The organism is Frateuria sp. GZRR33, assembly GCF_051900425.1.
In the GTDB taxonomy this organism is placed as follows: domain Bacteria; phylum Pseudomonadota; class Gammaproteobacteria; order Xanthomonadales; family Rhodanobacteraceae; genus Frateuria_A.
Window position 1 is genome coordinate 22,105 of sequence record NZ_JBHZGK010000014.1, and the last position, 25,144, is coordinate 47,248.

Sequence of the window (25,144 nt, forward strand, 5' to 3'; positions counted from 1 at the left end):
GCCCACCCTGCATCCCTGCATCCCTGCAAGCCTGCCGGTGGGCTGAAGCCTACCCTACGCCGGGTCGACGTGAATCAGACTGCCACCAGCGCCGAACGCATGCGCCGGCCGATGCCGAAACCCCAGTACGCCACGGTCAGCAACGCCACCCAGGCGGCGCCCACGTAAAGCGCCACGCGCGTGTCGGGGCTGTAGCCGAGCATCACCAGCACGAACACCAGGAAGGCCAGCGCCAGGATGCTCGAGAACGGCCATAGCCGCAGCCGGAACGGCAGCGGCTCGGGCTGGCGACGATGGAAGCGCCAGTGCGCCACCAGCACCGTGCCCCAGGTCCAGACGGTGTTGAACGCCAGGATCGACATGATCATGCCGAAGATGCGCTCGGGCACGAGGTAGTTCATCAGCACGCCGAGCAGCAGGAAGAAGATCGTCACCATCACGCCGCGTACCGGCACACCGCTCGTGCTCAGGTGCCCCATCGCCGCCGGCGCCTGGCCCTTGGTCGCCAGGCTGTGCAGCATGCGGCTGCCGCTGAAGGTGGTCGAATTGAAGCTCGACAGCGCGGCGGTGATCACCACGAAGTTGATCAGCCCGGCCGCCTGCGGAATCCCCAGCTTGGCGAAGGTGGTGACGAACGGACTGCCCTGCGTGCCCAGCTCGTTCCACGGATAGATCGCCATGATCACGAACAGCGAGCCGATGTAGAAGATCAGGATGCGCCAGATCACCGAGTTGACCGCCTTCGGAATCGTGCGCTCCGGATGCGCGGCCTCGGCCGCGGCCATGCCGATCGTCTCGATGCCGCCGAAGGAGAACACCAGCACCGGCAGCGCCAGCACCATGCCGGTGAAGCCGTTGGGGAACCAGCCTCCGTGCGTCCACAGGTTGGAGATGCCGACCGGCTGCCCGCCGTTGCCCCAGCCGAACCAGATGATCCCGAAGCCACCGAGGATCATCAGCACAACGGTCAGCACCTTGATCAGCGCGAACCAGAATTCGAGCTCGCCGTAGACCTTCACCGCCATCAGGTTGAGGCCGCCGATCATCACGACGGAGGCGAACGCCCAGATCCACTGCGGCAGCTCGGGGAACCAGTCCTTCATGTAGATGCCCACCGCCGTGCTCTCGGCGATGCCCACGCCCATCATCAGCACCCAGTAGTTCCAGCCGGTCAGGTAGCCGGCGAAGGGGCCCAGGTACCTGTGCGCGTAGGCGCTGAAGGAGCCGGCGATCGGCTCGTGCGCGGCCATCTCGCCCAGCGCGCGCATGATCACGAAGATCATTGCGCCGCCGAACAGGTAGGCGATCAGCACCGACGGCCCGGCCAGCTTGATGGTGCTGGCCGAGCCCAGGAACAGGCCTGCGCCGATGCACATGCCCAGAGCCATGAAGGTGATGTGGCGCGGCGTGAGCTGCCGCTGCAATTGCTCGCTCATGTGGTGCCTGTCAGGAGAGGAAGGGTCAGCGCATCAACCGGCGCTTCGGTTTGATCGGCAGTCGCCCACGCCAGTACTCGATCAGCACGTAGCCACCCAGCATGCCGCCCAGGTGCGCGAAATGGGCCACGCCGGCCTGCGTACCGGTCACGCCCAGGAACAGCTCGATCACGGCGTAGCCGGTCACGAACAGCCAGGCGGGCATCGGAATGGGCAGGAAGATCAGCATCATCTTCTCGTGCGGGTACATCATGCCGAAGGCCAGCAGCACGCCGAAGATGGCACCGGAGGCGCCCAGCGTGGGATAGAAGCCGTGGGTGAACCACTGCACCACCACCAGTTGCGCCAGCGCCGCCACGATCAGGCAGACGAAGTAATACAGCAGGAACTCGCGACCGCCGAACAGCCGCTCGATCGGGCCGCCGAACATGTAGAGCGCGAGCATGTTGAAGGCGATGTGTTCGAAGCCGCCGTGCATGAAGGCATAGCTGACCAGCTGCCACGGGCGGAAGCCGATCGCGACCATGCCGTCGGGCGTGGGCAGGAAATGGTCGGGGCCCCACGGCCACAGCGCGAAGTGCATGACGAGCACGTCCCCCAGCAGCATCTGCAGCAGGTAGACCGCGACGTTGGCGATGAGCAGGTTGCGGGTGACGGGCGGGAGCTGGAAAGGCATGGGCAATCCGATGGGAACCTCGTGAGGGTAACGCAAACGCGACCGCGCGAAGGCCTCGGCTCCGGAGTGTGCGGGCTTTGGCCTGCAGCGTGGCTCGAGACGAGCGGCTCGGTCTGCAATCCGGTGCGGACATGCACCCCGCCGTCCGCCCTGCGCATAGGCCGTAGGCCGAAACCGAAGGGCCGAGCGTCATCCGGTTCGCCAAGAAAAAAGGCCGCCTGTTGGCGGCCCGACTGCGGAAACCCCCGTGGTGTTTCCCTTCAACCGTTCTGCGCGATGCCCTCGGGACGGCGCGCACCGGCGAACCGCTTGGCCCAGTAGGCCTCGTCGAGGCTGGAGACCTCCACCGACTTGCCCGCCGAGGGCGAGTGGATGAAGCGCCCGTTGTCCAGGTAGATGCCCACATGCGAGATGCGCTTCTTGCCGCGGGTGTGGAAGAACACCAGGTCGCCCGGCTGCATGTCGCCGCGCTTGACCTTGACACCGGCGAGGAACTGCCGCGCCGAATTGGCGGGCAGATTCAGGCCGATCGCATGGGCGAATACGTAGCGGACGAAGCCGCTGCAATCGAAGCCGGTCGCCGGCGAACGGCCGCCACGGACGTAGCGCACGTCGCGCAGCTGCATGGCCAGCGCGACCAGCGCCTGGCGCAGGCGCGTAGCTTCGTCGACGGGACCCTCATCCTGCGCCTGCACCGGCGCCAGCGCAGCCGGATCGGCCGGCAGCGTGGCCTGGGCCAGCGCCGGCGCCAGGTTGGCCAGCGGCAATGGGGCCAGCAGCGGGGTGACGGCCGGCGTCGGGATCGTGCGTTCGGCGGCATGCGCAGGCGCGATCGCAAGCAACGCGGCAAACAGGGCGGCGGTTGCGATCAGGCGCTGGCAGGGCATGCAGGAAAATCCCTTTGCAGGTCGGGGCTTGGCCAGGGCCGCCGTGGCGGCTTGGCGAGGGGGTCGACGTTAGCAAAGGCCTTCCGCCTGGATGTTGGATTGACGTTAAGTAGACCCTGGCGTTTCAGAACGTTCACACAGGCGTGTGACTGGGAGCACAGGAGCCAGGCAGGCGGCGCCTCCTGCAGGAGCGCACCTGTGCGCGACGGGATACATCGGCGGTCGCGCACAGGGTGCGCTCCTCCCGGAAGAGCAGGATCAGCGCCGCCCGAAAATCGCAGTGCCGATGCGCACCTCGGTGGCCCCTTCGGCGATGGCCAGCGGGAAATCCCCGCTCATTCCCATCGACAGGCGCGGCAACGCATGCCCCCGCCCCGCCGCGGCATCGCGCAACTCGCGCAGCCGGCGGAAACAGGCGCGTACGGCCTCGGCATCGTCCGACTGCACGGCCATGGTCATCAGCCCGCGCACCCGCAGCGTGGGGTAATCGCGCAGGCGGTCGAGGAAACCCGGCAGCGCTTCCGGCGGCAGGCCGTGCTTGCTTTCCTCGGGCGAGGTCTTGACCTGCACCAGCACGTCGAGCGTGCGGCCTTCGGTCTCCAGGCGGCGGTGCAATGCGTCGGCCAGTTCCGGCCGGTCGAGCGACTGCACCTCGCTGGCCAGCCGCGCCACGTCCCTGGCCTTGTTGGTCTGCAGGTGGCCGATCAACACCCACTCGAGCGCCAGGTCGGCCAGCGCGGCGGTCTTCTCGCGCAATTCCTGCACCTTGTTCTCACCGAAGCGGGACAGGCCCAGCGCCGCTGCCTCGCGCACCACCTCCGGCGGGAAAGTCTTGCTGACCGGCAGGATGGCCACGTCCGCCGGGTTGCGCCCGGCGGCGCGGCAGGCCGCATCGACGCGCGCGCGGACCTCGGCCCAGCGCGTGGCAAGCGTATCGGCCGGGGCCGCCATGGGATCAGCCCTTGCGGGCCTGCTCGCCGTGGCGGGCGACCACCTCGGCCACCACCATGCTGACCTTCTTGCCGGTCGGGATGTGCAGGAACTCGTTCGGGCCATGTGCGTTGGAATGCGGGCCCAGCACGCCGGTGATCAGGAACTGCGCTTGCGGGAACTTCTCTCCCAGCATGCCCATGAACGGGATCGAGCCGCCCTCGCCCATGTAGGCCGCCGGCGCGCCGAAGTAGTGCTCGGACGCCTCGGCCACGGCCTTCTCCAGCCACGCCGACAGTTGCGGCGCGTTCCAGCCGCTGCCGTCCTTCTCCAGCTTGAAGCTGACCTTGGCGCCGTAGGGCGGGTCCTTCTCCAGCAGCTCCTTGAGGAACTTGCCGGCCTTGGCGCCGTTGAGCGTCGGCGGCACGCGGAGGCTGAGCTTGACCGCGGTGAACGGACGCAGCACGTTGCCCGCGCTTTCCAGCGCCGGCATGCCGCCGACGCCGGTGACCGCCAGCTGCGGGCGCCAGGTGCGGTTGAGCACCAGCTCCACCAGATCCGTGGTGACCGGCTGCATGCCCTCGACGAACGGGAACTTGTCGTACACCGCCTCGCCGAGCACCTCGGTGGAGCGGCGCGCCTGCTCGATGCGCTGCGCCGGGATCTCCACGTACAGCTCTTCCGGCTTGATCTTGCCGGTAGCCGGGTCCTCCAGCCGCGAGAGGATCTCGCGCAGGATGCGGAAGCTGGACGGGACCACGCCCGAGGCATCGCCCGAGTGCACGCCCTCCTCCAGCACCTGCACGGTCAGCTCGCCGCCGGTCATGCCGCGCAGCGAGGTGGTCAGCCAGAGCTGGTCGTAGTTGCCGCAGCCCGAGTCCAGGCACACCACCAGCGAGGGGTTGCCGATGCGCGCGGCCAGATGGTCCACGTAATGCGGCAGATCGTAGCTGCCGGACTCCTCGCACGCCTCGATCATGATCACGCAGCGGGCGTGCTGCACGTTCTGCTCGGCCAGCGCCAGCAAGGCGGCGAGCGAGCCGAACATGGCGTAGCCGTCATCCGCACCGCCGCGGCCGTAGAGCTTGTCGCCCCTGATCACCGGCGTCCACGGGCCCAGGCCTTCGGCCCAGCCGGTCATTTCCGGCTGCTTGTCGAGGTGGCCGTAGAGCACCACGGTGTCCTCGCAACCGGGCAGCGTGGCCGGCACGTCGATGTAGATCAGCGGCGTGCGCCCCGGCAGGCGCACCACCTCGAGCGTGGCGCCCTTGAGCGCAGCCAGCTTGCCGCGCGCCCAGCCCTCCAGCAGCGCCACCGCCTGGTCCATGTAACCGTGCTCGGCCCACTGCGCGTCGAACATCGGCGACTTGTTGGGGATGCGGATGTACTCGACGAGCTTCGGCACGATCTCGTCGTCCCACAAGCCACCGATGAAGCCGGACAGGCGCGCGGTATCCATGGGCGAGACTCCTTCAATACATACGGGGAAGCCGTCTAGTGTACCAGCCGCACCGGAAGGGCCCGTCACGGCCCACACCGCGTCGGCCATGGCCCACAGGCGCGGGCGACCCAACCTGCCCGAACGCAACGCTCCTGGCCGACTGCCCCGAGCCGTGGGCGCGGCCACACTTTCCCGACGGCAACGGTGCCGTCCAACGCATCCTGAGGGAGGGAAAACCCATGCAGTCGAAGTTCCGCCCACTGCTCGTCGCACTGGCCTTCGCGGCCTCGTTGGCGCTGCCGGCATTCGCCGCCACGCCGGTGAACGTCAACAAGGCCGACGCCGCCACCATCGCCAAGTCGCTGGACGGCATCGGCCAGTCCAAGGCGCAGGCGATCGTCGCCTGGCGCAAGGCGCACGGCCCGTTCAAGCGCGTGGAGGACCTGGCCCAGGTCAAGGGCATCGGCAAGGGCACGCTCGAGCGCAACCACGACGCCATCCGCTTCAGCGGCGACCTGCCGCCGCCCAAGGCGGAGGCGAAGAAGAGCGCGCACCACAAGGCCAAGGCCGCCGCCAAGGGCTGATCGGCGGCAGATCGTCTCGCTTTTCCGGGCGACGCCCGGGAAAAGGTTGGGGAGAGGAAGGCAAACCCCGCCGACACTTCCTCTCTCCAACCGCCTCAGGAGCGCGGAGCGCTCTCCCAGCCATGGCAGTGGCAGGCCACCGCCCAGGGACGGGCACCCCGTGGCACCTGCCGGGCCGGCTTCCGCGCAGGCAGCGCGGCGACGCGCTTGCGCTACACTCGCGCGCTTTCCACGCCACCGGCACGCCATGATCCTTCCGCGCTACCGCATTGCCGCCTCCACCATCGGCGGCGCCGGCAAGGGCCTGTTCCTGGACGAGGACGTGGCCGCCGGGCGCATCATCACCGCGCCGGACGCGATCGACCACACCTGGAGCGCCGCCGACCTGGCCGCACGTCCCGAGATGGCTTACGCCAGCGCACGCTGGTTCGAGGATCGCTACACGCTCTCGCCCGAATGGCCCGACGAGTGCTACATCAACCACAGCTTCGAACCGACCGGCCTGTGGCACCTGGGGTTCGTGTTCGCACTGGCCGACCTGCCGGCCGGCACCGAGCTCACCGTGGACTACCGGCACCTGCTGCCGCCGGGACAGGCCGAAGACTTTATCGACACCGCCACCGGTGAGAAGATCGTCGGGTACGAATGGGCCGAGAGCCTGGCCTCAAGTACGCGTGCGCTGAGCCGATTGCTCAGGTAACGGCTGCTGTACCGACGACGATGTCCAATATTCCCACCCTCGAAACGCCGCGCCTGCGCCTGACCGCGTTGACCGCGCGCCACTTCGACGACTACGCCGCCATGCTCGCCGACCCGGACAGCACCCGCTGGATCGGCGACGGCCAGCCGCTGGACCGCACCGGCGCCTGGCGCTCGCTGGCCATGCTGCTGGGGCACTGGGAGCTGCGCGGCTGTGGCATGTGGGCGCTGGAACTGAGGGACACGGGCCAGTTCGCCGGTCGCGCCGGCCTGATGTATCCGGAGGGCTGGCCGGACCTGGAACTGGGCTGGATGCTCAAGCCGGAGTTCCGCCATCGCGGCTACGCCACCGAGGCGGGCCACGCCATCCTCGAGTTCGCCTGGAACCAGTTGCACGCATCGCGTGTGATCAGCCTGGTACGCATCGGCAACGAAGCGTCCGACCGCGTGGCCGAACGGCTCGGGGGCGAGCACATCGAGGACATGGACTTCTACGGCAGCCAGAACCACGTGTTCGCCTATTACCCGCCTGTCCGCGAGCCGCGACGGGCCTGGGCCTAGGCAGCGGTCATCGGCGGGGCAAGTCGCAGCCGTCGCGGCGACCGAATCCCCACCGCCAGCCACCAGCGTTCGCACAGGTTGGTCGCGCAAGACCAGTGCATCGCCCATGGCTGCTGGAGGGTGCAGGCGGTGCCAGCATTCGGTGAAACGCCTCGATCCGCCGCCATGGGCGCCACGCAACACCCGGTAACCGGCAACCGGCAACCGGCGCCGAGAAATGGCGACTATGCCGGCCGCCGGGCGTCTAGCGACCCGCCGGTCGCAACGTCGGCGGCACCGGTAGCGCCGTGGCGGCCATCGGCGCGGCCGGCATGGCCTCGCCCGCGGGCATGGTTTCCGCCGGCGCCACGGAAGCCGGAACTGCATGCGCCGCCGGCGTAGTCGGTGCCAGCACCGAAGCCGTGGGCTGTTCCTTGTCCTGGGAGGGCCGGCTGTCGACCACGTCCTGCGACAAGGCCGCGGCCTCGGCCTCCCTGGTCATCACGATGATGCTGATGCGACGGTTGATCGGATTGTCCGGGTGCATCTTGTCCAGCGGCACCGAGGCGGCCAGCCCGACCACGCGGGCGGTCTTGCCCTTCTGCATGCCACCGGTCAGCAAGGCGCGCCGCGCCGCATTGGCGCGGTCGGTGGAGAGTTCCCAGTTGCTGTAGTCGCGCTCGTTGGCGTAGGGCGCGTCGTCGGTGTGCCCGGTGATGCTGATCCGGTTCGGCACGCGGTTGATGAAGGTGCCCAGCTCGCCCAGGATGGCACGGGTGTAGTCCTTCAACTGCGCGCTGCCCAGGTCGAACATCGGGCGGTTGAGCTTGTCGACGATCTGGATGCGCAGCCCTTCGGAGGTGATGTCCAGCAGCAGCTGGTCCTTGAACGGCGCCAGTGCCTGGCTGTTCTGGATCGCGGCATGCAGCTGCTGCATCAACTCCTGCAGGCGCGCCTTCTCCTGTTCACGCGCGCGCTTTTCGATGGCCTCCTTGGACACCGGCGCGGAAGGGCCGTTGTGCCGGTCCTTGCCGGGACCGTGCGAAAGATCCATCGCTCCGCCCAGCTGCACGGCGGCGTCGCTCGCGCCACCGGGGCCCATGCGGCCCGGCGGTGCGATCGTCGCGTTGCCCGGGGTCATGCTGGGGTTCCTGAAGTACTCCGAAATCGCCGCCTTCTGCTCGCGCGTGCCCGCGCCCAGGATCCACATCACCAGGAAGAACGCCATCATCGCCGTGACGAAGTCGGCGTAGGCCACCTTCCAGGCGCCGCCATGGTGGCCGTGCGCCTGCTTCTTCACCCGCTTGATGATGATGGGCGGGCCGCCTCCCTCGCTCATGCGCCGGCCCCGGCGCGAGCGCCCTTGAGGTGATCCTCGAGATCCTGGAAATTCGGCCGCGCATGCGCCGAGAGCGCCTTGCGCGCGAACTCCACCGAGACTTTCGGGTTGTAGCCGCGCAGGTTGGCCAGCAACGCCACCTTGACGCACTCGAACGCCTTGCCGTCCTCGCGCACGCGGCTTTCCATGGCGGCCGCAACCGGTCCGATGAAGCCATAGCACAGGAGAATGCCCAGGAAAGTGCCCACCAGCGCGCCGGCAATGTGCTCGCCGATGCGCGAGGTGTCGCCGCCCAGGTTGGACATGGTCGTGACGATGCCGAGCACCGCCGCGACGATGCCGAAGCCGGGCAACGCGTCGGCCATCTTGGCCACCGCCTGCGCCGGCGCTTCGGCCTCGTGGTGGTGGTTCTCGACCTCGGCGTCCAGCAGTGCCTCCAGCTCGTGCGGCTCCATGCTGCCGCCCACGATCAGGCGCAGGCAGTCGGTGATGAACTCGACCAGGTGGTGCTCGCGCAGCAGCCGCGGATAGGCCGAGAACACCGCGCTCGATTGCGGATCCTCGATGTGCGATTCCATCCCCAGCACGCCTTCCTTTCGCATGACGCCGAAGATGTCGTACAGCAGCGCCAGCAGGTCCACGTAGTCCTGCTTCTTGTAGGTCGGGCCCTTCACCAGCGCCGCCGTCTCGCTCAGCGCCGCCTTGACCACCTTGCTGGAATTGGCCGTGAGAAAGGCGCCGATCGCGCCCCCGAAGATGATCAGCAGCTCATAGGGCTGCCACAGCGCCATCAGCTGTCCATGCGACATCACATAGCCGCCGAGCACGCAGCCGATGACGACCAACGTTCCTACCAGAACCAGCATTTCCCACTCCGGGCGCGCGACGCCTTGCGATCACCCCGGGTTATCGGTCGGCCGGCGGAAAAATTGAACGCTCGAAGGTGCGGACGGAATCAGGGTCGCGGCTTGCCCCGGAACCCTCCGATCCCGCGACGGCCAACGAAAAAGCCCGGCACGGGGCCGGGCTTTTTCCGAAAGACACAGGCACCTCAGGGCCGCCGCGCAAGCTCCGGGTTGTCCCTGGTCTGCGGCATCAGGTCCTTCTTGGACACCCCCAGCCACAGCAGGATCGGGCTGGCCACGAAGATCGAGGACAGCGTGCCCACCACGATGCCGATCAGCATGGTGATCGCAAAACCGTGCACCTGCGGGCCGCCGAAGAAGTACAGCGCCGCCATGGTGATGCCGGTGAACAGCGAAGTGATGATGGTTCGCGACAGCGTGGTATTGATCGACCGGTTGAGGATCTCCTCCGGATCGGCCTTTCGGGCCAGGCGGAACAGCTCGCGGATACGGTCGAACACCACCACCTTGTCGTTGATCGAATAGCCGATGACCGCCAGCACGGACGCCAGCACGGTCAGGTCGAACTCGCGCTGCACCAGCGAGATCACGCCCAGGGTGACCAGCGTGTCGTGCACCTCGGTGAGCAACGCCGCGATGGCGAACCGGCGCTCGAAGCGGATCCACAGATACACGCCGATGCCGATGATCACGAAGATCGCGGCGATCGAGCCGTCGCTCTTGAGCTCGTCGCCGACCTGCGGACTGACGAAGCTGTGGCTGCTCTCCACCGCGTCCGGGCGCCGCTTCTTGAGCGCGGCCATGACGGCGGCGGCGACCTTGTCGGCGCGCGCCGAGGCACCTTCGCCCGGCGCGGCCGCGCCACCCTTGCCGTCGGCCTTCGGCTGCAGGCGGATCAGCACCTGGCGCGAACCGCCCAGGCTCTGCACCACCGGGTTCTCGATGCCGGCCTCATCGAGCGCCTGGCGCACGTCACCGATGTCGATCGTGCGGTCGTACTTGACCTCGACCGAGATACCGCCGGTGAAATCCAGGCCGTAGTTGAGGCCGCGGGTGAGCAGCAGGCCCACCGAGGCGATCATCAGCAGCGCCGCGATGACGATGCTGATCTTGCGCCAGTGCAGGAAGGGAACGTTGCTGTTGTGGTTGAAGATTTCCATTGCCGTCCCGCCCTTACACCGAAAGGGTCTTGAGCTTGCGGTTGCCGTGGATCAGCGCGGTGATCGCGTGGGTCACGGTGACCGAGGTGAACATTGAGGTCAGGATGCCGATCAGCAGCGTCACGCCGAAGCCCTTGATCGGGCCCGAGCCCATCGTGGTGAGCGCCAGCGCCGCGATCAGGTGGGTGACGTTGGCGTCCAGGATGGTCGACCAGGCCTTGTCGTAGCCGGCGCGGATGGCCGCGTGCGGGCTGGAGCCATTGCGCAGCTCCTCGCGCACGCGTTCGCAGATCAGCACGTTGGCGTCGATCGCCATGCCCAGCGTCAACACGATGCCGGCAATGCCCGGCATGGTCAGGGTCACGCCGATCATTGACATCACCGCGACCAGGATCACCAGGTTGAAGAACAGGGCGATGTCCGCCACCAGGCCGAACAGGTGGTAGTAGATCGCCGCGGCCAGCAGCACAAGCCCCAGCCCCAGCAGCACCGCGCGCAGGCCCTTCTCGATGTTGTCCTGGCCCATGCTCGGGCCGATCACCGACTGCGAGGCGATGTTCATCGGCGCGGCCAGCGAGCCGCCCTTGAGCAGCAGCGCAAGCTCGGAGGCTTCCTTGGGGCTGTTCAGGCCGGTGGTCTGGAACTGCTTGCCGAACACGCCCTGGATGGTCGCGTCGCTGATGACCTCCTGGGTGGTGTGCGGAATGTGCACTTCCTTGCCGTCGACGATCTTGGTGTCGTAGACGGTTTCCACGTACACCACCGCCATCGGCTTGCCGACGTTGGCGCTGGTGAAGTCGAGCATCTTCTTGGCACCCGAGGCGCTCAGCGTCACGTCCACCTTGGGCGTGCCGCTCTGCTGGTCCACGCCGGAGGCGGCATCCACCAGTTCGTCGCCGGTAGCGATGATGCGCTTGGAGACCAGCACCGGCCGGTTGGTGCCCCGCTCGTAGTAGAGGTTGGCGTCCGGCGGCACGTTGCCGGTGCGCGCGGCCTCTACGGCACGCGGATCGCCCGGATAGCCGATGCCCGCGCGGTATTCCAGCGTGGCAATGGCGCCGATCACCTTCTTGGCCTCGGCGGGGTTCTGCACGCCGGCCAGTTCCACCACGATCTGGTCTTCGCCCTGCTGCTGGATCAGCGGCTCGGACACGCCCAGCGCGTTGATGCGGTTGCGCAGCGTCGCGGTGTTCTGGCGGATGGTGGCCAGCGCGAGCTCGCGCAGCTTCTCGGGCTTGACCGTGGCGGTTAGCAGGAACCGGTCGCCGGTGCTGGCGCCGTCCTGTACCACCAGGTCGGGATATTCGGTGGCGATCGCATCGGCGGCGGCGCTGCGGTCGGCGGCCGAGCGCAAGACCACGCTGATGCCCTGCCCGCGCTGGGCGTTGCGGCTCACCGACTCGTAACGGATGTTCTTCTCCCGCAGCAGGCTGCGGATGTCGTCGGCGTAGCGCTCCTCCTGCTTGTCGACTACCGCGTTCTGGTCCACCTCCATCAGGAAGTGCACGCCGCCCTGCAGGTCCAGGCCCAGCGGCATGGAATTGGCGTGGATGGCACGCAGCCAGCCCGGCACGGTCGAGGCCAGGTTGAGCGCGACGGTGTAGTTGTCACCCAGCGCACCCTTGATGACGTCGGCCGCCTTGGCCTGCACATCGGCGTTGGGGAAGTCGGCCACCAGGTGGTCGCCCTCGATCGCCAGCCCGCTGTAGGCCACCTTCTGCGCCGTCAGCGCGCCGGCGACCTTCTGCTTGACCGAGGCGTCGAGCGGCGCGCCGTGGGTGGCGAGCACCTGCACCGACGGTACCGGCGGGAAGGCGTTGGGCAGCGCGTAGATGATGCCGAACAGCAATACCAACGCGACCAGCGCGTATTTCCAGCGTGGAAAGTCACTCATGCCTGGGAAGCCCGTTTCTCGTTACTTCGAAGGCCGCGGCCCCTGAAGCCGCGGCGGATGGCCTTGGCTGGCCCGGATGTCAGGACGACTTCAGCGTGCCCTTGGGCAGCACCTGGGAGATGGCGCCCTTCTGCAGCTTGATCTTGACGTTCGGCGCGATCTCGACCGTCAGGAAGCTCTCGCCCACCTCGTCCACGCGCCCGGCGATGCCGCCGTTGCTGACCACTTCGTCGCCCTTGGCCAGCGCCGAGACCATGGTGCGGTGTTCCTTCTGGCGCTTCATCTGCGGCCGGATCATCAGGAAGTAGAAGATGACGAACAGCGCGATCAGGGGCAGGAAGCTGAAAAGCGGGTTGCCCGGCGCGGCGGCGGGGGCGGCCTGGGCGATCACCAGGGACATCGGGAAGCTCATCGTTTCATCCTGCAAGTAGCGGCGCGGACAGGAATTTCCGTTCCACGCCAGAAAAAGGTCTTGGATTATGCCATGCACCCCAAGGGCATGCACGGCGGCTTCACGCGTCCCTGCATGGCGGCGCAGCGCGGCGTTTGCAAGCGCCGCGCCTTGGTAAGCAGGCCTAGAGGGAAGTTCCCGGCCTCCCCGCATCGACCTTGTAGGAGCGCCCTTGGGCGCGACCGCAATCCAGCCATCGCTGGGGTTGTAGGCTCGGCCGACATGGCGGTCGCGCCCAAGGGCGCTCCTACAAGAGATCCTATGCCGCGCCCCGCTGGCGGCGGGCGTAGAACGCGGCAACGAAGCTTTCCAGCGCCCCGACGGCGATCGCTTCGCGCAACCCGGCCATCAGCCGCTGGTAGTGGCGCAGGTTATGGTGCGTGGCAAGCGTGCTGGCAAGCATCTCGTTGCACCGGTCCAGGTGACGCAGGTAGGCGCGCGAGAAGCCGTTCGCGCAGGCGTAGCAGTCGCAGCCTTCTTCGATCACCCGGGTGTCGTCGGCATACCTGGCGTTGCGGATGCGCAGGGTGCCCTCGGGCACGAACAAAAAGCCGTTGCGCGCATTGCGGGTCGGCATCACGCAGTCGAACATGTCGATGCCGCGCCGCACGGCCTCGACGATGTCCTCCGGCCGACCAACGCCCATCAGGTAGCGCGGCTTGTCCTGCGGCAGCAGGCCCACGGTGAAGTCCAGCGTGTGATTGCGCTCGGCCTCCGGCTCGCCTACCGCCAGGCCACCTACCGCATAGCCGTCGAAGCCGATGCCGACCAGGCCCTCGGCCGAGCGGCGGCGCAGCGGCTCGTACACGCCGCCCTGCAGGATGCCGAACAGCGCATTGGGGTTGTCCAGCTCGTCGAAGGCGCGGCGCGAGCGTTCGGCCCAGCGCAGCGACATTTCCATCGAATCGGCCGCCTGCTTCTCGGTCGCCGGATAGGGCGTGCACTCGTCGAAGATCATGGCAATGTCCGAGTCCAGTACCGTCTGGATCTTCATCGACACTTCGGGCGACAGGAACACCTTGGAGCCGTCCACCGGCGAGGCGAAGGTCACGCCCTCCTCGGCCAGCTTGCGCTTGTGCGCCAGCGAGAACACCTGGAACCCGCCCGAGTCGGTGAGGATCGGCTTGTCCCAGCCGATGAAGCGGTGCAGGCCACCGAACTTCTCCACGATCTGAAGGCCGGGCCGCAGGTACAGGTGGAAGGTGTTGCCCAGGATGATCTCGGCGCCCAGTTCCTTGAGGTCGCGCGGGGTCATCGCCTTCACCGAGCCGTAGGTGCCCACGGGCATGAAGGCGGGGGTTTCGATGGTGCCGCGGGGGAAGGCCAGGCGGCCGCGGCGGGCCGCGCCGTCGCGGGCGAGCAGTTCGAATTTCATGGAGGTCATCGAGGGATTATCGCGTTTTTCCCCCGCTCCCCTCCGGGAGAGGGCTGGGGTAAGGGGCGGGTCTTGCGGGTGAGGTGGTTCGAAGCGTGGCCCTGAGGCGCCACAAGGCGAGCCCCGACCCCTCACCCTAACCCTCTCCCCGGAGGGGAGAGGGAACTAAGCGCGCGGCAGGATCAGCATCGCGTCCCCATAGGAGAAGAACCGGTACCGCTCCTTCACCGCATGCCGGTACGCCTCCAGCACGAACTCCCGCCCGGCGAGCGCCGACACCAGCATCAGCAAGGTCGACTGCGGCAAATGGAAGTTGGTGATCAGGCCATCGATGCTGGTGATGCGATAGCCGGGAAAGATGAAGATCTGCGTTTCCCCGGCAAAGGGATGCACCTGCCCGTCGATCGTGGCGCTCTCCAGCGCCCGCACCACGGTCGTGCCCACCGCGATCACCCGGCCGCCGGCCGCGCGCGTGCGGCGCATCTTCTCCACCAATGCGGCCCCCACGTTGAGCCACTCGCGATGCATGGTGTGCTGGTGGATGTCATCCACGCGCACCGGCTGGAAGGTGCCTGCGCCTACGTGCAGCGTTACGTAGCCGGTGTCCACGCCTTGCCCCCGCAGGCGCTCGAGCAGCACCTCGTCGAAATGCAGGCCGGCGGTAGGCGCGGCGACCGCCCCCGGTTCACGGGCGTAGACGGTCTGGTAGCGTTCCAGGTCCGAGGCATCGGCGTGGCGCTCGATGTAGGGCGGCAGCGGCATCTCGCCCAGCCTCGCAAGCAGCTTTTCCAGCGGCTCGGGCGACTCGAAACGCAGCTTGAAGAACGCCCCGTCACGGCCCAGCACCGTGGCATGGCTGCCGTCCCCCAGCTCGATGCGGCCGCCCTCCTTCGGCTTCTTGCTCACGCCCAGTTGCACGGTCGCCTCGTGCGCGCCGGTGACGCGCTCGATCAGGATCTCCACCGCGCCGCCGGATTCCTTGCGCCCGTACAGCCGCGCCGGCAGCACGCGGGTGTCGTTGAACACCAGCATGTCGCCGGGGCGCAGGAAGGACGGCAGGTCGCGGAACTGGCGGTCTTCCAGCGCGCGGGCCACCGGGTCCATCCACAGCAGGCGGCTGGCCGAACGCTCCGGCAACGGTGCCTGGGCGATCAGCTCGGGGGGGAGGTCGAAATCGAAATCGGACTTCTTCAAGGCATGCCTCGCAGGGCTTCTTGTAGGAGCGCACCCAGTGCGCGACCGCCGTGCTCCCGTTCGCGCACAGGGTGCGCTCCTGCAGGTAGTCGGACGGCGACCGGCAATGATAGCCCTCCCCGGCCGAGCCTGTGCTGCGCTGCGCATCGGCTACACACGGCATATCTGTTAATTTCGCGGGCTTTGCATCGACTTGGGGACAACCCTGCATGTTCGAGCGCGTACTGATTGCCAACCGCGGCGAGATCGCCTGCCGCGTGATCCGCACCTGCCGTCGCCTCGGTATCCACACCATCGCGGTGTATTCGGAGGCCGACAAGGACGCCCGGCATGTGCGGCTGGCCGACGAGGCCTGGCCGATCGGCGGCCCGCGCCCGGCCGACTCCTACCTGCGCGGCGACACCATCCTGGAGGTGGCGAAAAAGACCGGCGCCCAGGCGATCCATCCCGGCTACGGTTTCCTGTCCGAGAACACCGGCTTCGCCCGCGCCTGTGTCGAGGCCGGCATCGTGTTCATCGGCCCCAAGCCCGAGAGCATCGATGCGATGGGTTCCAAGGCGGCCGCCAAGGCGCTGATGGAAAAGCACGACGTGCCGCTGGTGCCGGGCTACCACGGCGAGAACCAGGAGCCCGCCCATCTGGCCGAGCAGGCGCGCAAGACCGGCTTCCCGCTGATGATCAAGGCGGCGGCCGGCGGTGGCGGCAAGGGCATGCGCATCGTCCGCGGCGAAGGCGAGTTCGCTGACGCGCTGGCCTCGGCCCAGCGCGAGGCGGCCAACGCCTTCGGCGACACGCGGGTGATCCTGGAACGCTACGTCGAACATCCGCGTCACATCGAGTTCCAGGTGTTCGGCGACACGCTGGGCAACGTGATTCACCTGAACGAGCGCGAGTGCTCTTCGCAGCGGCGCTACCAGAAGGTGCTGGAAGAGACGCCCTCGCCCTTCCTGACCCCGGAGCGCCGTCGCGCCATGGGTGAAGCGGCGGTGGCTTCGGCGAGGGCGGTCGACTACGTCGGCGCGGGCACGGTGGAATTCATCGTCGGCGCCGATGGCGAGTTCTTCTTCATGGAGATGAACACGCGCCTGCAGGTCGAACACCCGGTCACCGAGGAAACGCTGGGCCTGGACCTGGTCGAATGGCAGCTGCGCGTGGCCGCCGGCCAGCCGCTGCCGCTCGAGCAGGAACAGATCCAGGCGCACGGCCACGCCATCGAAGTGCGCCTGTACGCCGAAGACCCCGAGCAGAACTTCCTGCCCGGCTCCGGCAAGCTGGTGCGCTTGCGCCTGCCTTCACCGTCGAAGCACGTACGCATTGACGGCGGCGTGGTCGAAGGCGACACCGTCACCATCTTCTACGATCCGATGATCGCCAAGCTGATCGTCTGGGACACTGAACGGCCCAAGGCGCTGGAGCGGCTGCGCGAGGCGCTGGCCCAGTGCGAGATCGTCGGACCGAAGTCCAATATCGCCTTTCTCGAGCGGTTGGCGCGCCATCCCTCCGTGGTCGAGGGAACCATCGATACCGGTTACCTGGACCGGCACCTGGACGAGTTCCTCGAAGGCGGCGCGGGGCCGGCCGACCGCGTGCTGTTCGCCGCCGCCACCGCGGCGCTGCTGCAGGAAGAGCGCAGCGTATCCGCCAGCGCCGCCGACCCGCACTCGCCCTGGGCCAGCGCCGATGCCTGGCGCATCGGTCACGCCGGCAAGCGCGTGGTGGCGCTGTCACTGCACGAGCAGCGCTACGAGGTCGCGGCCCACGGGCATGGGGGCGACTATCGACTGGAGCAGGGCGAGGCGGCCTGCGAGGTCCACGGTGCGCGCCTGGAACCCGACGCGCTGAGCGCCCGCTTCGACGGCGAGGCCCAGCGCCTGGGCGCGCTGGTGGACGAAACCCGCGTCCTTTTGCACGACGCCGACGGCCGCCGTTACCGCTTCGTGCGCGCTCCCGCCTTCGCCTGGGCCTCGAGCGAAACCGCCGGCGGCAACCAGGTCGTCGCGCCGATGCCCGGGCGCATCGTGCTGGTCAAGGCCAAGCCCGGCGACAGCGTCGAGGAGGGCCAGGAACTGCTCGTGATGGAGGCGATGAAGATGGAACTGGCGCTCAAGGCACCGCGCGCCGGCATCATCGATAGCGTCAGCGCGACCCAGGGCGAGTTCGTCGAGGCGGACGCGGTATTGGTGCGCTTCGAAAGCTGAGCTCGATCCGCTCCCTCTCCCTTCCGGGGAGAGGGTTGGGGTGAGGGGCCGCTCTTGCGGGGGACTTATTCCAAGGCAGGGCCTTTCTCAAGCAACCTCGCCCCGCTTTTCCAGCGAGCCGACCGGTCACCCTGCCCTCTCACCGAAGGGGAGCGGGTTCAAAAGCAAAGCAAAAAAAAGGCGGCCATCGCGACCGCCTTTTTCCTTACTGCTTTTTCTTGGGTCCGATCATCATGACCATCTGGCGCCCTTCCAGCCTCGGGAAGGATTCCACCTGGCCGTTGTCGCCGACGTCCTCCTGGATCTTCTTCGCCAGGTTCTGGCCCAGGTCCTGGTGGGACATCTCGCGACCGCGGAAGCGGATGGTGACCTTGACCTTGTCGCCCTCTTCCAGGAAGCGAAGCATGTTGCGCAGCTTGATCTGGTAGTCGCCCACGTCCGTGACCGGACGGAACTTCACTTCCTTGATCTCGACCTGCTTCTGCTTCTTCTTGGCGGCCGATGCCTTCTTCTGGGCTTCGAACTTGAACTTGCCGTAGTCCATGATGCGGCAGACCGGCGGGTCGCCGTTGGGCTGGATCTCGACCAGATCCATGCCTGCTTCCTGCGCCATGGCCAGCGCCTCGTCGCGGGTCAGGATGCCCAGCTGTTCCGAGTCGGCGCCGATCACGCGCACGCGCGGCACGCGGATTTCGAGGTTACGGCGATTGCCCTTGTTGTCGGTGGTAGCGATACCACTATCCTCCAGAAGAGTTGTTGAATTAGGCCACGGCGAACATCAACGCCGCGTTTCGGCCTGAAGTCGTTCGACGAAGGCGGCCAGCGGCATGCTGCCCAGATCCTCGCCCGAACGGGTACGCACGGAAACGGCCCCCGCTTCCTTCTCGCGGTCACCGACCACGAGCAGGTAAGGGACCTTCTGCAACGTATGCTCGCGGATTTTATAGCCGACTTTTTCGTTGCGCAAATCGGCCTGGACGCGGAAGCCTTTGTCGACAAGGGCTTGCGTCACCTCGCGTACATAACCGGCCTGGGCGTCGGTAATGGAAAACACCGCCGCCTGGACCGGCGCCAGCCAGGCCGGCAGGTTGCCGGCGTGGTGCTCGATCAGGATGCCGATGAAACGCTCCATCGAACCCACGATGGCGCGGTGCAGCATGACCGGGTGGCGCTTCTGCGAGGCCTCGTCCACGTACTCGGCGCCCAGGCGCTCGGGCATCATGAAATCGACCTGCATGGTGCCGACCTGCCACGCACGGCCGATCGAATCCTTCATGTGGTACTCGATCTTCGGACCGTAGAAGGCGCCCTCGCCCGGCAGCTCTTCCCACTGCACGCCGGCGGAGGAAAGCGCCTTGCGCAGCGCGTCCTCGGCGCGATCCCACACCTCTTCCGACCCGATCCGCTTGTCCGGGCGCAACGCGATCTTCAGCGCGATGTCGGTGAAACCGAAGTCGCCGTAGACCTGCATGGCCTGCTGGTGGAACGCGGTCACCTCCGGTTCGATCTGCTCCGGCGTGCAGAAAATGTGGCCGTCGTCCTGGGTGAAGGCGCGCACGCGCATGATGCCGTGCAGCGCGCCGGAGGGCTCGTTGCGGTGGCAGCCGCCGAACTCGCCGTAGCGGATCGGCAGCTCGCGGTAGCTGTGCAGGCCGCTGTTGAAGATCTGCACGTGGCCCGGGCAGTTCATCGGCTTGAGCGCGTAGGTGTGCTTCTCCGATTCGGTGAAGAACATGTTCTCCGCGTAGTTGTCCCAGTGGCCGGACTTCTTCCACAGCGACACGTCCAGCACCTGCGGGCAGCGCACTTCCTGGTAGCCGCTCTTGCGGTACACGCCGCGCATGTACTGCTCGACCTGCTGCCAGATCGCCCAGCCGTTGGGGTGCCAGAACACCATGCCGGGGGACTCTTCCTGCTGGTGGAACAGGTCCAGCGCCTTGCCGATCTTGCGATGGTCGCGCTTCTCGGCCTCCTCCAGCTGGTGCAGGTAGGCCTTCAGGTCCTTGTCGTTGAGCCAGGCGGTGCCGTAGACGCGGGTCAGCATCGCGTTGTTGCTGTCGCCGCGCCAGTAGGCGCCGGCCACCTTCATCAGCTTGAACGCGCGCAGCTTGCCGGTGTTGGGCACGTGCGGGCCGCGGCAGAGATCAGTGAACTCGCCCTGGGTATAGAGCGAAAGTTCCTCGTTGGACGGGATCGATTCGATGATCTCCGCCTTGTAGACCTCTCCGAGGTCGCGGAAGAACTTGACCGCCTCGTCGCGCGACTTCACTGCGCGCGACACCGGCAGTGCCTCCTTGACGATCTTCTCCATTTCCGCCTCGATCTTCGCCAGATCGTCGGGCGTAAACGGCCGCTCATAGGCGAAGTCGTAGTAGAAGCCGTTGTCGATCACCGGGCCGATGGTGACCTGCGCACCCGGATACAGGCGCTGCACGGCCTGCGCGAGCAGGTGCGCCGTGGAGTGTCGCAGGATCTCCAGCGCCTCGGGGCTCTTCTCGGTGACGATCTCCACGCGGGCGTCATGGTCGATCGGGAAGCTGGCGTCGACCAGCTTGCCGTCCACCTTGCCGGCGAGCGTCGCCTTGGCCAGGCCGGCGCCGATGGAGGCGGCCACGTCCTGCACGGTCACGGGATGGTCGAACGGCTTCCTGCTGCCGTCCGGGAGAGTCACTTCGATCATGGATGGAACCCCGAAAATCAAAAAAAAGGGCGAAACGCCCTTTTGTATACGGAAACAGAGGCGTTGGAAGGTCAGCGATGGAGAGTGGTAGTTGCCATGTCGCACGCTCGACCGGCGCTTACGCGCGGGCCACCTCGTGTCCGCAGAGAATCGTTAGTCTAGCCGAAGAATCCGGCGCGTGAAGGTTTCAAGCCCCGGCCCTCACGGTCCAGCCCGCTAGAATTCCCCATCCTCCACAGGAACCGTAACGGATGCGCATCCTCGTCACCGGCACTGCCGGCTTCATCGGCGCCGCACTCGCCCAGCGTCTGCTCGCGCGCGGCGACGACGTCTTCGGCATCGACAACCACAACGACTATTACGATCCGTCGCTGAAGGAAGCGCGCCTGGCGCAGTTCGCCGGGCACCCGGCCTACACCCACCTGCGCGCGGACCTGGCCGACGCCGAGGCGGTCGACCGCGCCTTCGCCGATTTCCAGCCGCAGCGCGTGGTGAACCTGGCCGCGCAGGCTGGCGTGCGCTATTCGCTGAAGAACCCCCGCGCCTACGTTCGCAGCAACCTGGACGGCTTCCTCAACATCCTCGAAGGCTGCCGCCACGGCCAGGTCCAGCACCTGGTCTACGCCTCGTCCAGTTCCGTCTACGGCGCCAACCGCAAGATGCCGTTCGCGGTGGAGGACGCAGTCGACCATCCGGTCAGCCTGTACGCGGCCAGCAAGAAGGCCAACGAGCTGATGGCGCACAGCTACAGCCACCTCTATGGCCTGCCCACTACCGGTCTGCGCTTCTTCACCGTGTACGGCCCCTGGGGCCGGCCGGACATGTCGCCGATCCTCTTCGCCGACCGCATCAGCCGCGGCGAGCCGATCGACGTCTTCAACTACGGCAACCACAGCCGCGACTTCACCTACATCGACGACATCGTCGAAGGCGTGATCCGCGCGCTCGACCATCCGGCGCAGCCCGATCCGGCCTACGATCCGGAGCAACCCAACCCCGGCACCTCGAGCGCGCCCTATCGCGTGTACAACATCGGCAACGACAAGCCGGTACAGCTGCTGCGCTTCATCGAGCTGCTGGAACAGAATCTCGGCCGCTCGGTCGAGAAGAACCTGCTGCCGATGCAGGCGGGCGACGTGCCCGACACCTGGGCCGACGTGTCCGCCCTGCGCCGCGACGTCGGCTACGCACCCGACACCTCGATCGAGGATGGCGTCGCGCGCTTCGTCAAGTGGTATCGCGAATACCACGCACGCTGAAGAGGCGCGCCGGTCGGTCCCGGCCTAGCTCCTGCCCAGGCCGGGAATGTTCCACTGGGCCAGCGTCATGCGTGGCCGCACCCAGTGCAGCCACCCGACGGCCACCGCGATGCCACCGAAGGTCAGTGGCCCACCGGGCCACGAGTGCCCGGGAAACACGTACATCACGCAGCCGGACAGCGCCAGCAGGAGCACCGGCCGCCACGGCCGGCCCGCGCAGTACAGCGACACGGCGGCCGATGCCGTGCCGATCGAAAGCGCCATCCGTCCGATCAACGCCAGCAAGGGATGGTTGGTCCCTCCCAGGATCGGATGTGTCCATACGGCATTGATTGGCGCCTGCCATGCAGCGGGCGTCCCGGAAGCATGCGCCGCTTCCACGAGACTGCCCACCACCAGGCCTGCGGCGGTGTCGAAAACCACGAAGCACAGGGCGAAAACGAATAACGCCATCCGGCAAAGCTGCGCGGAGACACCGGTTTGCGTATCCACCAGGGCCGCCACGGAAAACGCCGACAGGGCAAAAAGCGGCACCTGGATGTAATGCACAGTCAGCCAGGTGTGCACGTTCATCGCGAGCAGATGATGGCCCGGGTGCGGGTGGAATATCTCCAGGATGGCCAACGCGGCAGGCGCGGCGCCGGCGAGCGCCGCGTGCCTGATCCGCACGGCGGGATCCTGGCTCAGGCCCTCGAACGCGTCTTGGCGAAAGATGTTCATGACTCGCCCCATGGATGGATGGCCGCGCGAGGCGGCCCTGGATGCGGCGCGCGTGCCGCGGGCAGCTTCACCCTCCGTCCGCAGCCACGCATTGCATCCGCGGCCTGGGTCCCGGGCCAGCCCCGGTCGCGGGAGCGGGCGTGGGAACGAACGGCAAAGGCCGTCCTGGGGACGCCGTGGCCACGTCCCGTGTCTTTTTGGATAACGCAGAAATACGCACCGCGCATCAGCGCGGAAAGAACTGGCAGGTGAGTTTTTGAGACCCGCAATACCGGGAACGCCCGTACTGCCACAACGCGTCAAGCGCTCGCGGTATGCCGGGACCTATGTCGAACTGGCTGGAACCAAGCGGCGCAATGGAAATCATCGCACCGGTCCCCGATTAAAACTCCTTGGACGTAAATCGGCGGTCGAGAAAAATCATGCACGCGCGCGGTCAACGCCCTCGGCAGCTCCCGCGCCGCCCCTGACGGTTTTCAGGCGGATCAAAACGGCTTGGCGAGTACCAGGAAAATCACGCCCAGCAGCAGCAGCACCGGCAGTTCATTGAGCCAGCGCAAAGCCACCGGCGAGGGCAGTGCACCGCCCTTCTCGCCATGCTTGAGCATGCGTCCGACGATGACGAAATAGGCCAGCAGCAGCGCCACCAGGCCGAGCTTGGCATCGATCCAGTGCATCCCCGCGGCGACGTTCGGCAAGGTCGCGGGGAAGACCCGCCAGCCCTGCCACAACACCAGCCCGAACAGGAATGCGATACCGAACATGTTGTGCCCGAACTTGTACAACCGCCGGCCCATCAGCAGCAGTCGCGCCCGCACCGCCGGTTCGTTGCCGGCTTCGGCGACATTCACGAGGATGCGCGGCAGGTAGAAGACCGTCGCCATCCAGGCGATGACGAAGAGCAGATGGAAGGATTTGATCCACAGATAGGTCATGCCCGGGTTCCTATGGCGAAATCGCGCCATTGTCGCGCAGCCGGCGGCCAGCGCTCCAGCGAGGCGAAAAGCGCGGCACCCGTAAGCATGATGCGGGAGCGAGAACGCCCCGACCGCGCCCAGCCCGCCGGCGCAAGCGCGATAATGCCGACACCCCACGGAGGTTCGCCATGAGTCAACGCACGCCCGACACCGCCAAGCTCGATCGCATCGTCGCCGAAGCGCGACGCGCCGCCGAGCAGCGCGAGCTCGGCTACCGCGAGCGCGCGCTGAAGATGTACCCGTGGGTGTGCGGCCGCTGCGGGCGCGAGTTCACCCGCACCAACCTGCGCGAGCTGACGGTGCACCACCGCAACCACGACCACGACTTCAACCCGCCCGACGGCAGCAACTGGGAGCTGTTGTGCGTGTACTGCCACGACAACGAGCATTCCCGCTACATCGACCACGTGCGCGGCGCGGGCTACGAGTCCGCCGAACAGGCCCCCGCCACCGGCAACCCGTTCGCCGACCTCAAGGCGATGCTGGAGGCAAGGGGCAAGCGCTGAGCGGTGGACGCACGCCTGGACGATCAGCGCTTCGCTGTTCCGCCCACCGCATCCGGCCCGGTGGACATGGCCGCGAGCAGTGCGCGCGCCCGCATCTGGGCATCGGCAGGGGAACATCCGGCACGATGCCCCTCGATCTCGTGCCGTCGTCCAGGAAGCGCGCGCAATTGGGCATGCGCACGTCGAACGGACTGGCGCGCAACGGCGTGCGGGTCCCGCCATCGACATAGCCACAGCCTGCGCCGGCGGTGGTCTCGCCGAGCACGCGCGCGACCCTGTTCTGCTGCAGCCAGGCGATGAAGTCCTCGGAGGCGGAGCCGGTGCGGCGGTCGGCCAGGATCCACACCGGTCCGGTCCAGACGCCTGTGCCCTGCAGCGTCGCCCGCTCGCCCGCCGCCTCCAGGACCGGACACGGCGCGTCGGCCCCGCTCCATACGACTGAGCGATCACAGGCGGCACCGACGCGTTGCCGCTGCGCGCGCGACAACTGTCGGCAGTCCCGTCGCAGCCGCAGCCAGCCAGCGGTTACATTGGGCGCGCGCGGATCAGCTCGCAGGCCCCTGCTCCGCCTGCAGGCTGGACATCACCTTCTGCGCGCTCGCATGGGCTGCGTCCACCGTGGCGGCATTCACCCCCTTCCTGGCTTCCATCGCCGCTTCCTGCAACCGCGACTGGCGCGCCGCATCGCTCCTGGCGTCCGCGATCGCGCCCTGCCCCATGCCCTTGCAGGGGTTCTCCGCCTGCGCGTCGTAGCCCTCGCCGGAAAGGCCGACCAGGCAATTGACGACGTGCTGCAGATGCGCGTGCGCCATCTTCAGGTCCGCCGCACCCAGCGCCATGCCCGCATGCGCGGCGGCGGTGCTGACCTCCTTGCTGGCGGCGTTCCCCGGATGCGCTTGCGCCGCCAGCGGCAGAGCGAGCGCGACCACACATGCCGTCACCCGGCGAATCGACTTCGTTGCCATGACACACCTCCGGTAAGCGGTGTACCCCGCGGTGCCGGCAGCTTAGTCCCGCCGATTCAGCGGCAAGTGAAGCCGCGGTGCGTGGCGGAACAGGGACACGGGCGACCACTCCGGTTCCACCGCCCTTTCACCGCGCTGGTGCCACAACCAGCCGCAGGACAGCCAACCGGGAGCCTGCCATGAGCGACAACCTGAACGACCGCGGCCCCGCCGACCGCACCCGCGTCAACGTGAACGAGGACTACGAGGCCCGCTACTGGGCCAACAAATGGGGCGTCAGCGAAGCCGAACTGCGGACCGCGGTGGAACGCGTGGGCGTCATGGCCGATGACGTCGAACGCGCCCTGAAGCGCTGACGCCAGGCGCG

Annotated in this window: 25 protein-coding genes; 7 read left to right on the forward strand and 18 right to left on the reverse strand. The window is 67.3% G+C overall.

Annotated elements, in window-relative coordinates; genetic code table 11:
* Positions 1-74: 74 nt before the first annotated feature.
* The 5 genes from ACFWZU_RS14805 to ACFWZU_RS14825 form a co-directional block, all read right to left on the reverse strand.
* The gene (locus ACFWZU_RS14805; protein WP_439702296.1) at positions 75-1,436 is read right to left on the reverse strand and encodes an amino acid permease; all 1,362 of its coding nucleotides are present in this window, start codon (positions 1,434-1,436) and stop codon (positions 75-77) included.
* A gap of 25 nt (positions 1,437-1,461) precedes the next feature.
* Complete coding sequence (locus tag ACFWZU_RS14810) at positions 1,462-2,112, reverse strand: rhomboid family intramembrane serine protease (RefSeq protein ID WP_439702297.1); 651 nt, start codon at positions 2,110-2,112, stop codon at positions 1,462-1,464.
* Positions 2,113-2,372: 260 nt separating this feature from the next.
* Positions 2,373-2,999 carry a C40 family peptidase gene (locus ACFWZU_RS14815; protein WP_439702298.1) on the reverse strand — a complete coding sequence of 209 codons (627 nt, stop codon included), beginning with the start codon at positions 2,997-2,999 and terminating at the stop codon, positions 2,373-2,375.
* A gap of 258 nt (positions 3,000-3,257) precedes the next feature.
* Entirely contained in the window at positions 3,258-3,950 is a 693-nt protein-coding gene (locus tag ACFWZU_RS14820; protein ID WP_439702299.1) for a YggS family pyridoxal phosphate-dependent enzyme, read from the reverse strand.
* 4 nt (positions 3,951-3,954) lie between these two features.
* Positions 3,955-5,388 carry a M20 family metallopeptidase gene (locus tag ACFWZU_RS14825; protein ID WP_439702300.1) on the reverse strand — a complete coding sequence of 478 codons (1,434 nt, stop codon included), beginning with the start codon at positions 5,386-5,388 and terminating at the stop codon, positions 3,955-3,957.
* 221 nt (positions 5,389-5,609) lie between these two features.
* On the opposite strand from ACFWZU_RS14825, the gene ACFWZU_RS14830 reads away from it, so the two are divergent.
* The 3 genes from ACFWZU_RS14830 (at position 5,610) to ACFWZU_RS14840 (ending at position 7,214) form a co-directional block, all read left to right on the forward strand.
* Positions 5,610-5,954: a ComEA family DNA-binding protein gene (locus tag ACFWZU_RS14830; RefSeq protein ID WP_439702301.1), complete on the forward strand. Its 345-nt coding sequence runs from the start codon at positions 5,610-5,612 to the stop codon at positions 5,952-5,954.
* A 247-nt stretch (positions 5,955-6,201) separates the two neighbouring features.
* Positions 6,202-6,654, forward strand: a complete 453-nt coding sequence (locus ACFWZU_RS14835; RefSeq protein WP_439702302.1) for an SET domain-containing protein-lysine N-methyltransferase — start codon at positions 6,202-6,204, stop codon at positions 6,652-6,654.
* A gap of 20 nt (positions 6,655-6,674) precedes the next feature.
* Positions 6,675-7,214 (forward strand): GNAT family N-acetyltransferase, encoded by a 540-nt coding sequence (locus tag ACFWZU_RS14840; protein WP_439702303.1) that lies wholly within the window; start codon positions 6,675-6,677, stop codon positions 7,212-7,214.
* Positions 7,215-7,458: 244 nt separating this feature from the next.
* On the opposite strand, the gene motB is transcribed toward ACFWZU_RS14840, so the two are convergent.
* The 7 genes from motB to queA form a co-directional block, all read right to left on the reverse strand.
* The gene (gene motB, locus ACFWZU_RS14845; protein WP_439702304.1) at positions 7,459-8,532 is read right to left on the reverse strand and encodes a flagellar motor protein MotB; all 1,074 of its coding nucleotides are present in this window, start codon (positions 8,530-8,532) and stop codon (positions 7,459-7,461) included.
* A complete protein-coding gene (motA, locus tag ACFWZU_RS14850) occupies positions 8,529-9,398 on the reverse strand; it encodes a flagellar motor stator protein MotA (RefSeq protein WP_439702305.1) in 870 nt (289 codons plus the stop codon). Before motA ends, motB begins: the two co-directional genes overlap by 4 nt.
* Positions 9,399-9,583: 185 nt before the next feature.
* Entirely contained in the window at positions 9,584-10,558 is a 975-nt protein-coding gene (gene secF / locus ACFWZU_RS14855; protein WP_439702306.1) for a protein translocase subunit SecF, read from the reverse strand.
* 13 nt (positions 10,559-10,571) lie between these two features.
* Positions 10,572-12,452, reverse strand: a complete 1,881-nt coding sequence (secD, locus tag ACFWZU_RS14860) for a protein translocase subunit SecD (protein WP_439702307.1) — start codon at positions 12,450-12,452, stop codon at positions 10,572-10,574.
* A gap of 79 nt (positions 12,453-12,531) precedes the next feature.
* Positions 12,532-12,864, reverse strand: a complete 333-nt coding sequence (yajC, locus tag ACFWZU_RS14865) for a preprotein translocase subunit YajC (RefSeq protein ID WP_439702308.1) — start codon at positions 12,862-12,864, stop codon at positions 12,532-12,534.
* Between the two features lie 298 nt (positions 12,865-13,162).
* Positions 13,163-14,287, reverse strand: coding sequence for a tRNA guanosine(34) transglycosylase Tgt (tgt, locus tag ACFWZU_RS14870; protein ID WP_439702309.1), 1,125 nt, complete (start codon positions 14,285-14,287; stop codon positions 13,163-13,165).
* A 156-nt stretch (positions 14,288-14,443) separates the two neighbouring features.
* Entirely contained in the window at positions 14,444-15,472 is a 1,029-nt protein-coding gene (gene queA, locus ACFWZU_RS14875) for a tRNA preQ1(34) S-adenosylmethionine ribosyltransferase-isomerase QueA (protein ID WP_439702310.1), read from the reverse strand.
* Positions 15,473-15,681: 209 nt separating this feature from the next.
* On the opposite strand from queA, the gene ACFWZU_RS14880 reads away from it, so the two are divergent.
* Entirely contained in the window at positions 15,682-17,670 is a 1,989-nt protein-coding gene (locus tag ACFWZU_RS14880; RefSeq protein WP_439702311.1) for an acetyl/propionyl/methylcrotonyl-CoA carboxylase subunit alpha, read from the forward strand.
* Positions 17,671-17,875: 205 nt separating this feature from the next.
* Here ACFWZU_RS14880 and infC read toward each other — a convergent pair whose 3' ends face one another.
* Together infC and thrS are read right to left on the reverse strand one after the other, a co-directional pair.
* Complete coding sequence (gene infC, locus ACFWZU_RS14885; protein WP_439702333.1) at positions 17,876-18,403, reverse strand: translation initiation factor IF-3; 528 nt, start codon at positions 18,401-18,403, stop codon at positions 17,876-17,878.
* Positions 18,404-18,448: 45 nt separating this feature from the next.
* Positions 18,449-20,350 (reverse strand): threonine--tRNA ligase, encoded by a 1,902-nt coding sequence (gene thrS, locus ACFWZU_RS14890; RefSeq protein ID WP_439702312.1) that lies wholly within the window; start codon positions 20,348-20,350, stop codon positions 18,449-18,451.
* A 251-nt stretch (positions 20,351-20,601) separates the two neighbouring features.
* Between thrS and ACFWZU_RS14895 the strand changes: the two genes are divergently transcribed.
* Positions 20,602-21,609 (forward strand): NAD-dependent epimerase, encoded by a 1,008-nt coding sequence (locus ACFWZU_RS14895; protein WP_439702313.1) that lies wholly within the window; start codon positions 20,602-20,604, stop codon positions 21,607-21,609.
* Positions 21,610-21,633: 24 nt separating this feature from the next.
* On the opposite strand, the gene ACFWZU_RS14900 is transcribed toward ACFWZU_RS14895, so the two are convergent.
* Together ACFWZU_RS14900 and ACFWZU_RS14905 are read right to left on the reverse strand one after the other, a co-directional pair.
* Positions 21,634-22,329, reverse strand: coding sequence for a hypothetical protein (locus tag ACFWZU_RS14900; protein ID WP_439702314.1), 696 nt, complete (start codon positions 22,327-22,329; stop codon positions 21,634-21,636).
* Between the two features lie 485 nt (positions 22,330-22,814).
* Entirely contained in the window at positions 22,815-23,264 is a 450-nt protein-coding gene (locus ACFWZU_RS14905; RefSeq protein WP_439702315.1) for a CopD family protein, read from the reverse strand.
* A gap of 170 nt (positions 23,265-23,434) precedes the next feature.
* Between ACFWZU_RS14905 and ACFWZU_RS14910 the strand changes: the two genes are divergently transcribed.
* Positions 23,435-23,812, forward strand: coding sequence for a YajD family HNH nuclease (locus tag ACFWZU_RS14910; RefSeq protein ID WP_439702316.1), 378 nt, complete (start codon positions 23,435-23,437; stop codon positions 23,810-23,812).
* Here the strand turns inward: ACFWZU_RS14910 and ACFWZU_RS14915 are convergent.
* Positions 23,778-24,299 carry a S41 family peptidase gene (locus tag ACFWZU_RS14915; protein ID WP_439702317.1) on the reverse strand — a complete coding sequence of 174 codons (522 nt, stop codon included), beginning with the start codon at positions 24,297-24,299 and terminating at the stop codon, positions 23,778-23,780. The genes ACFWZU_RS14910 and ACFWZU_RS14915 overlap by 35 nt on opposite strands.
* A gap of 58 nt (positions 24,300-24,357) precedes the next feature.
* Entirely contained in the window at positions 24,358-24,777 is a 420-nt protein-coding gene (locus ACFWZU_RS14920) for a hypothetical protein (RefSeq protein WP_439702318.1), read from the reverse strand.
* Positions 24,778-24,956: 179 nt separating this feature from the next.
* Here ACFWZU_RS14920 and ACFWZU_RS14925 point away from each other — a divergent pair, with 179 nt between their 5' ends.
* On the forward strand, positions 24,957-25,133 hold the full coding sequence (locus tag ACFWZU_RS14925; protein WP_439702319.1) for a DUF3606 domain-containing protein: 177 nt from the start codon (positions 24,957-24,959) through the stop codon (positions 25,131-25,133).
* The last annotated feature ends 11 nt before the right edge of the window (positions 25,134-25,144 follow it).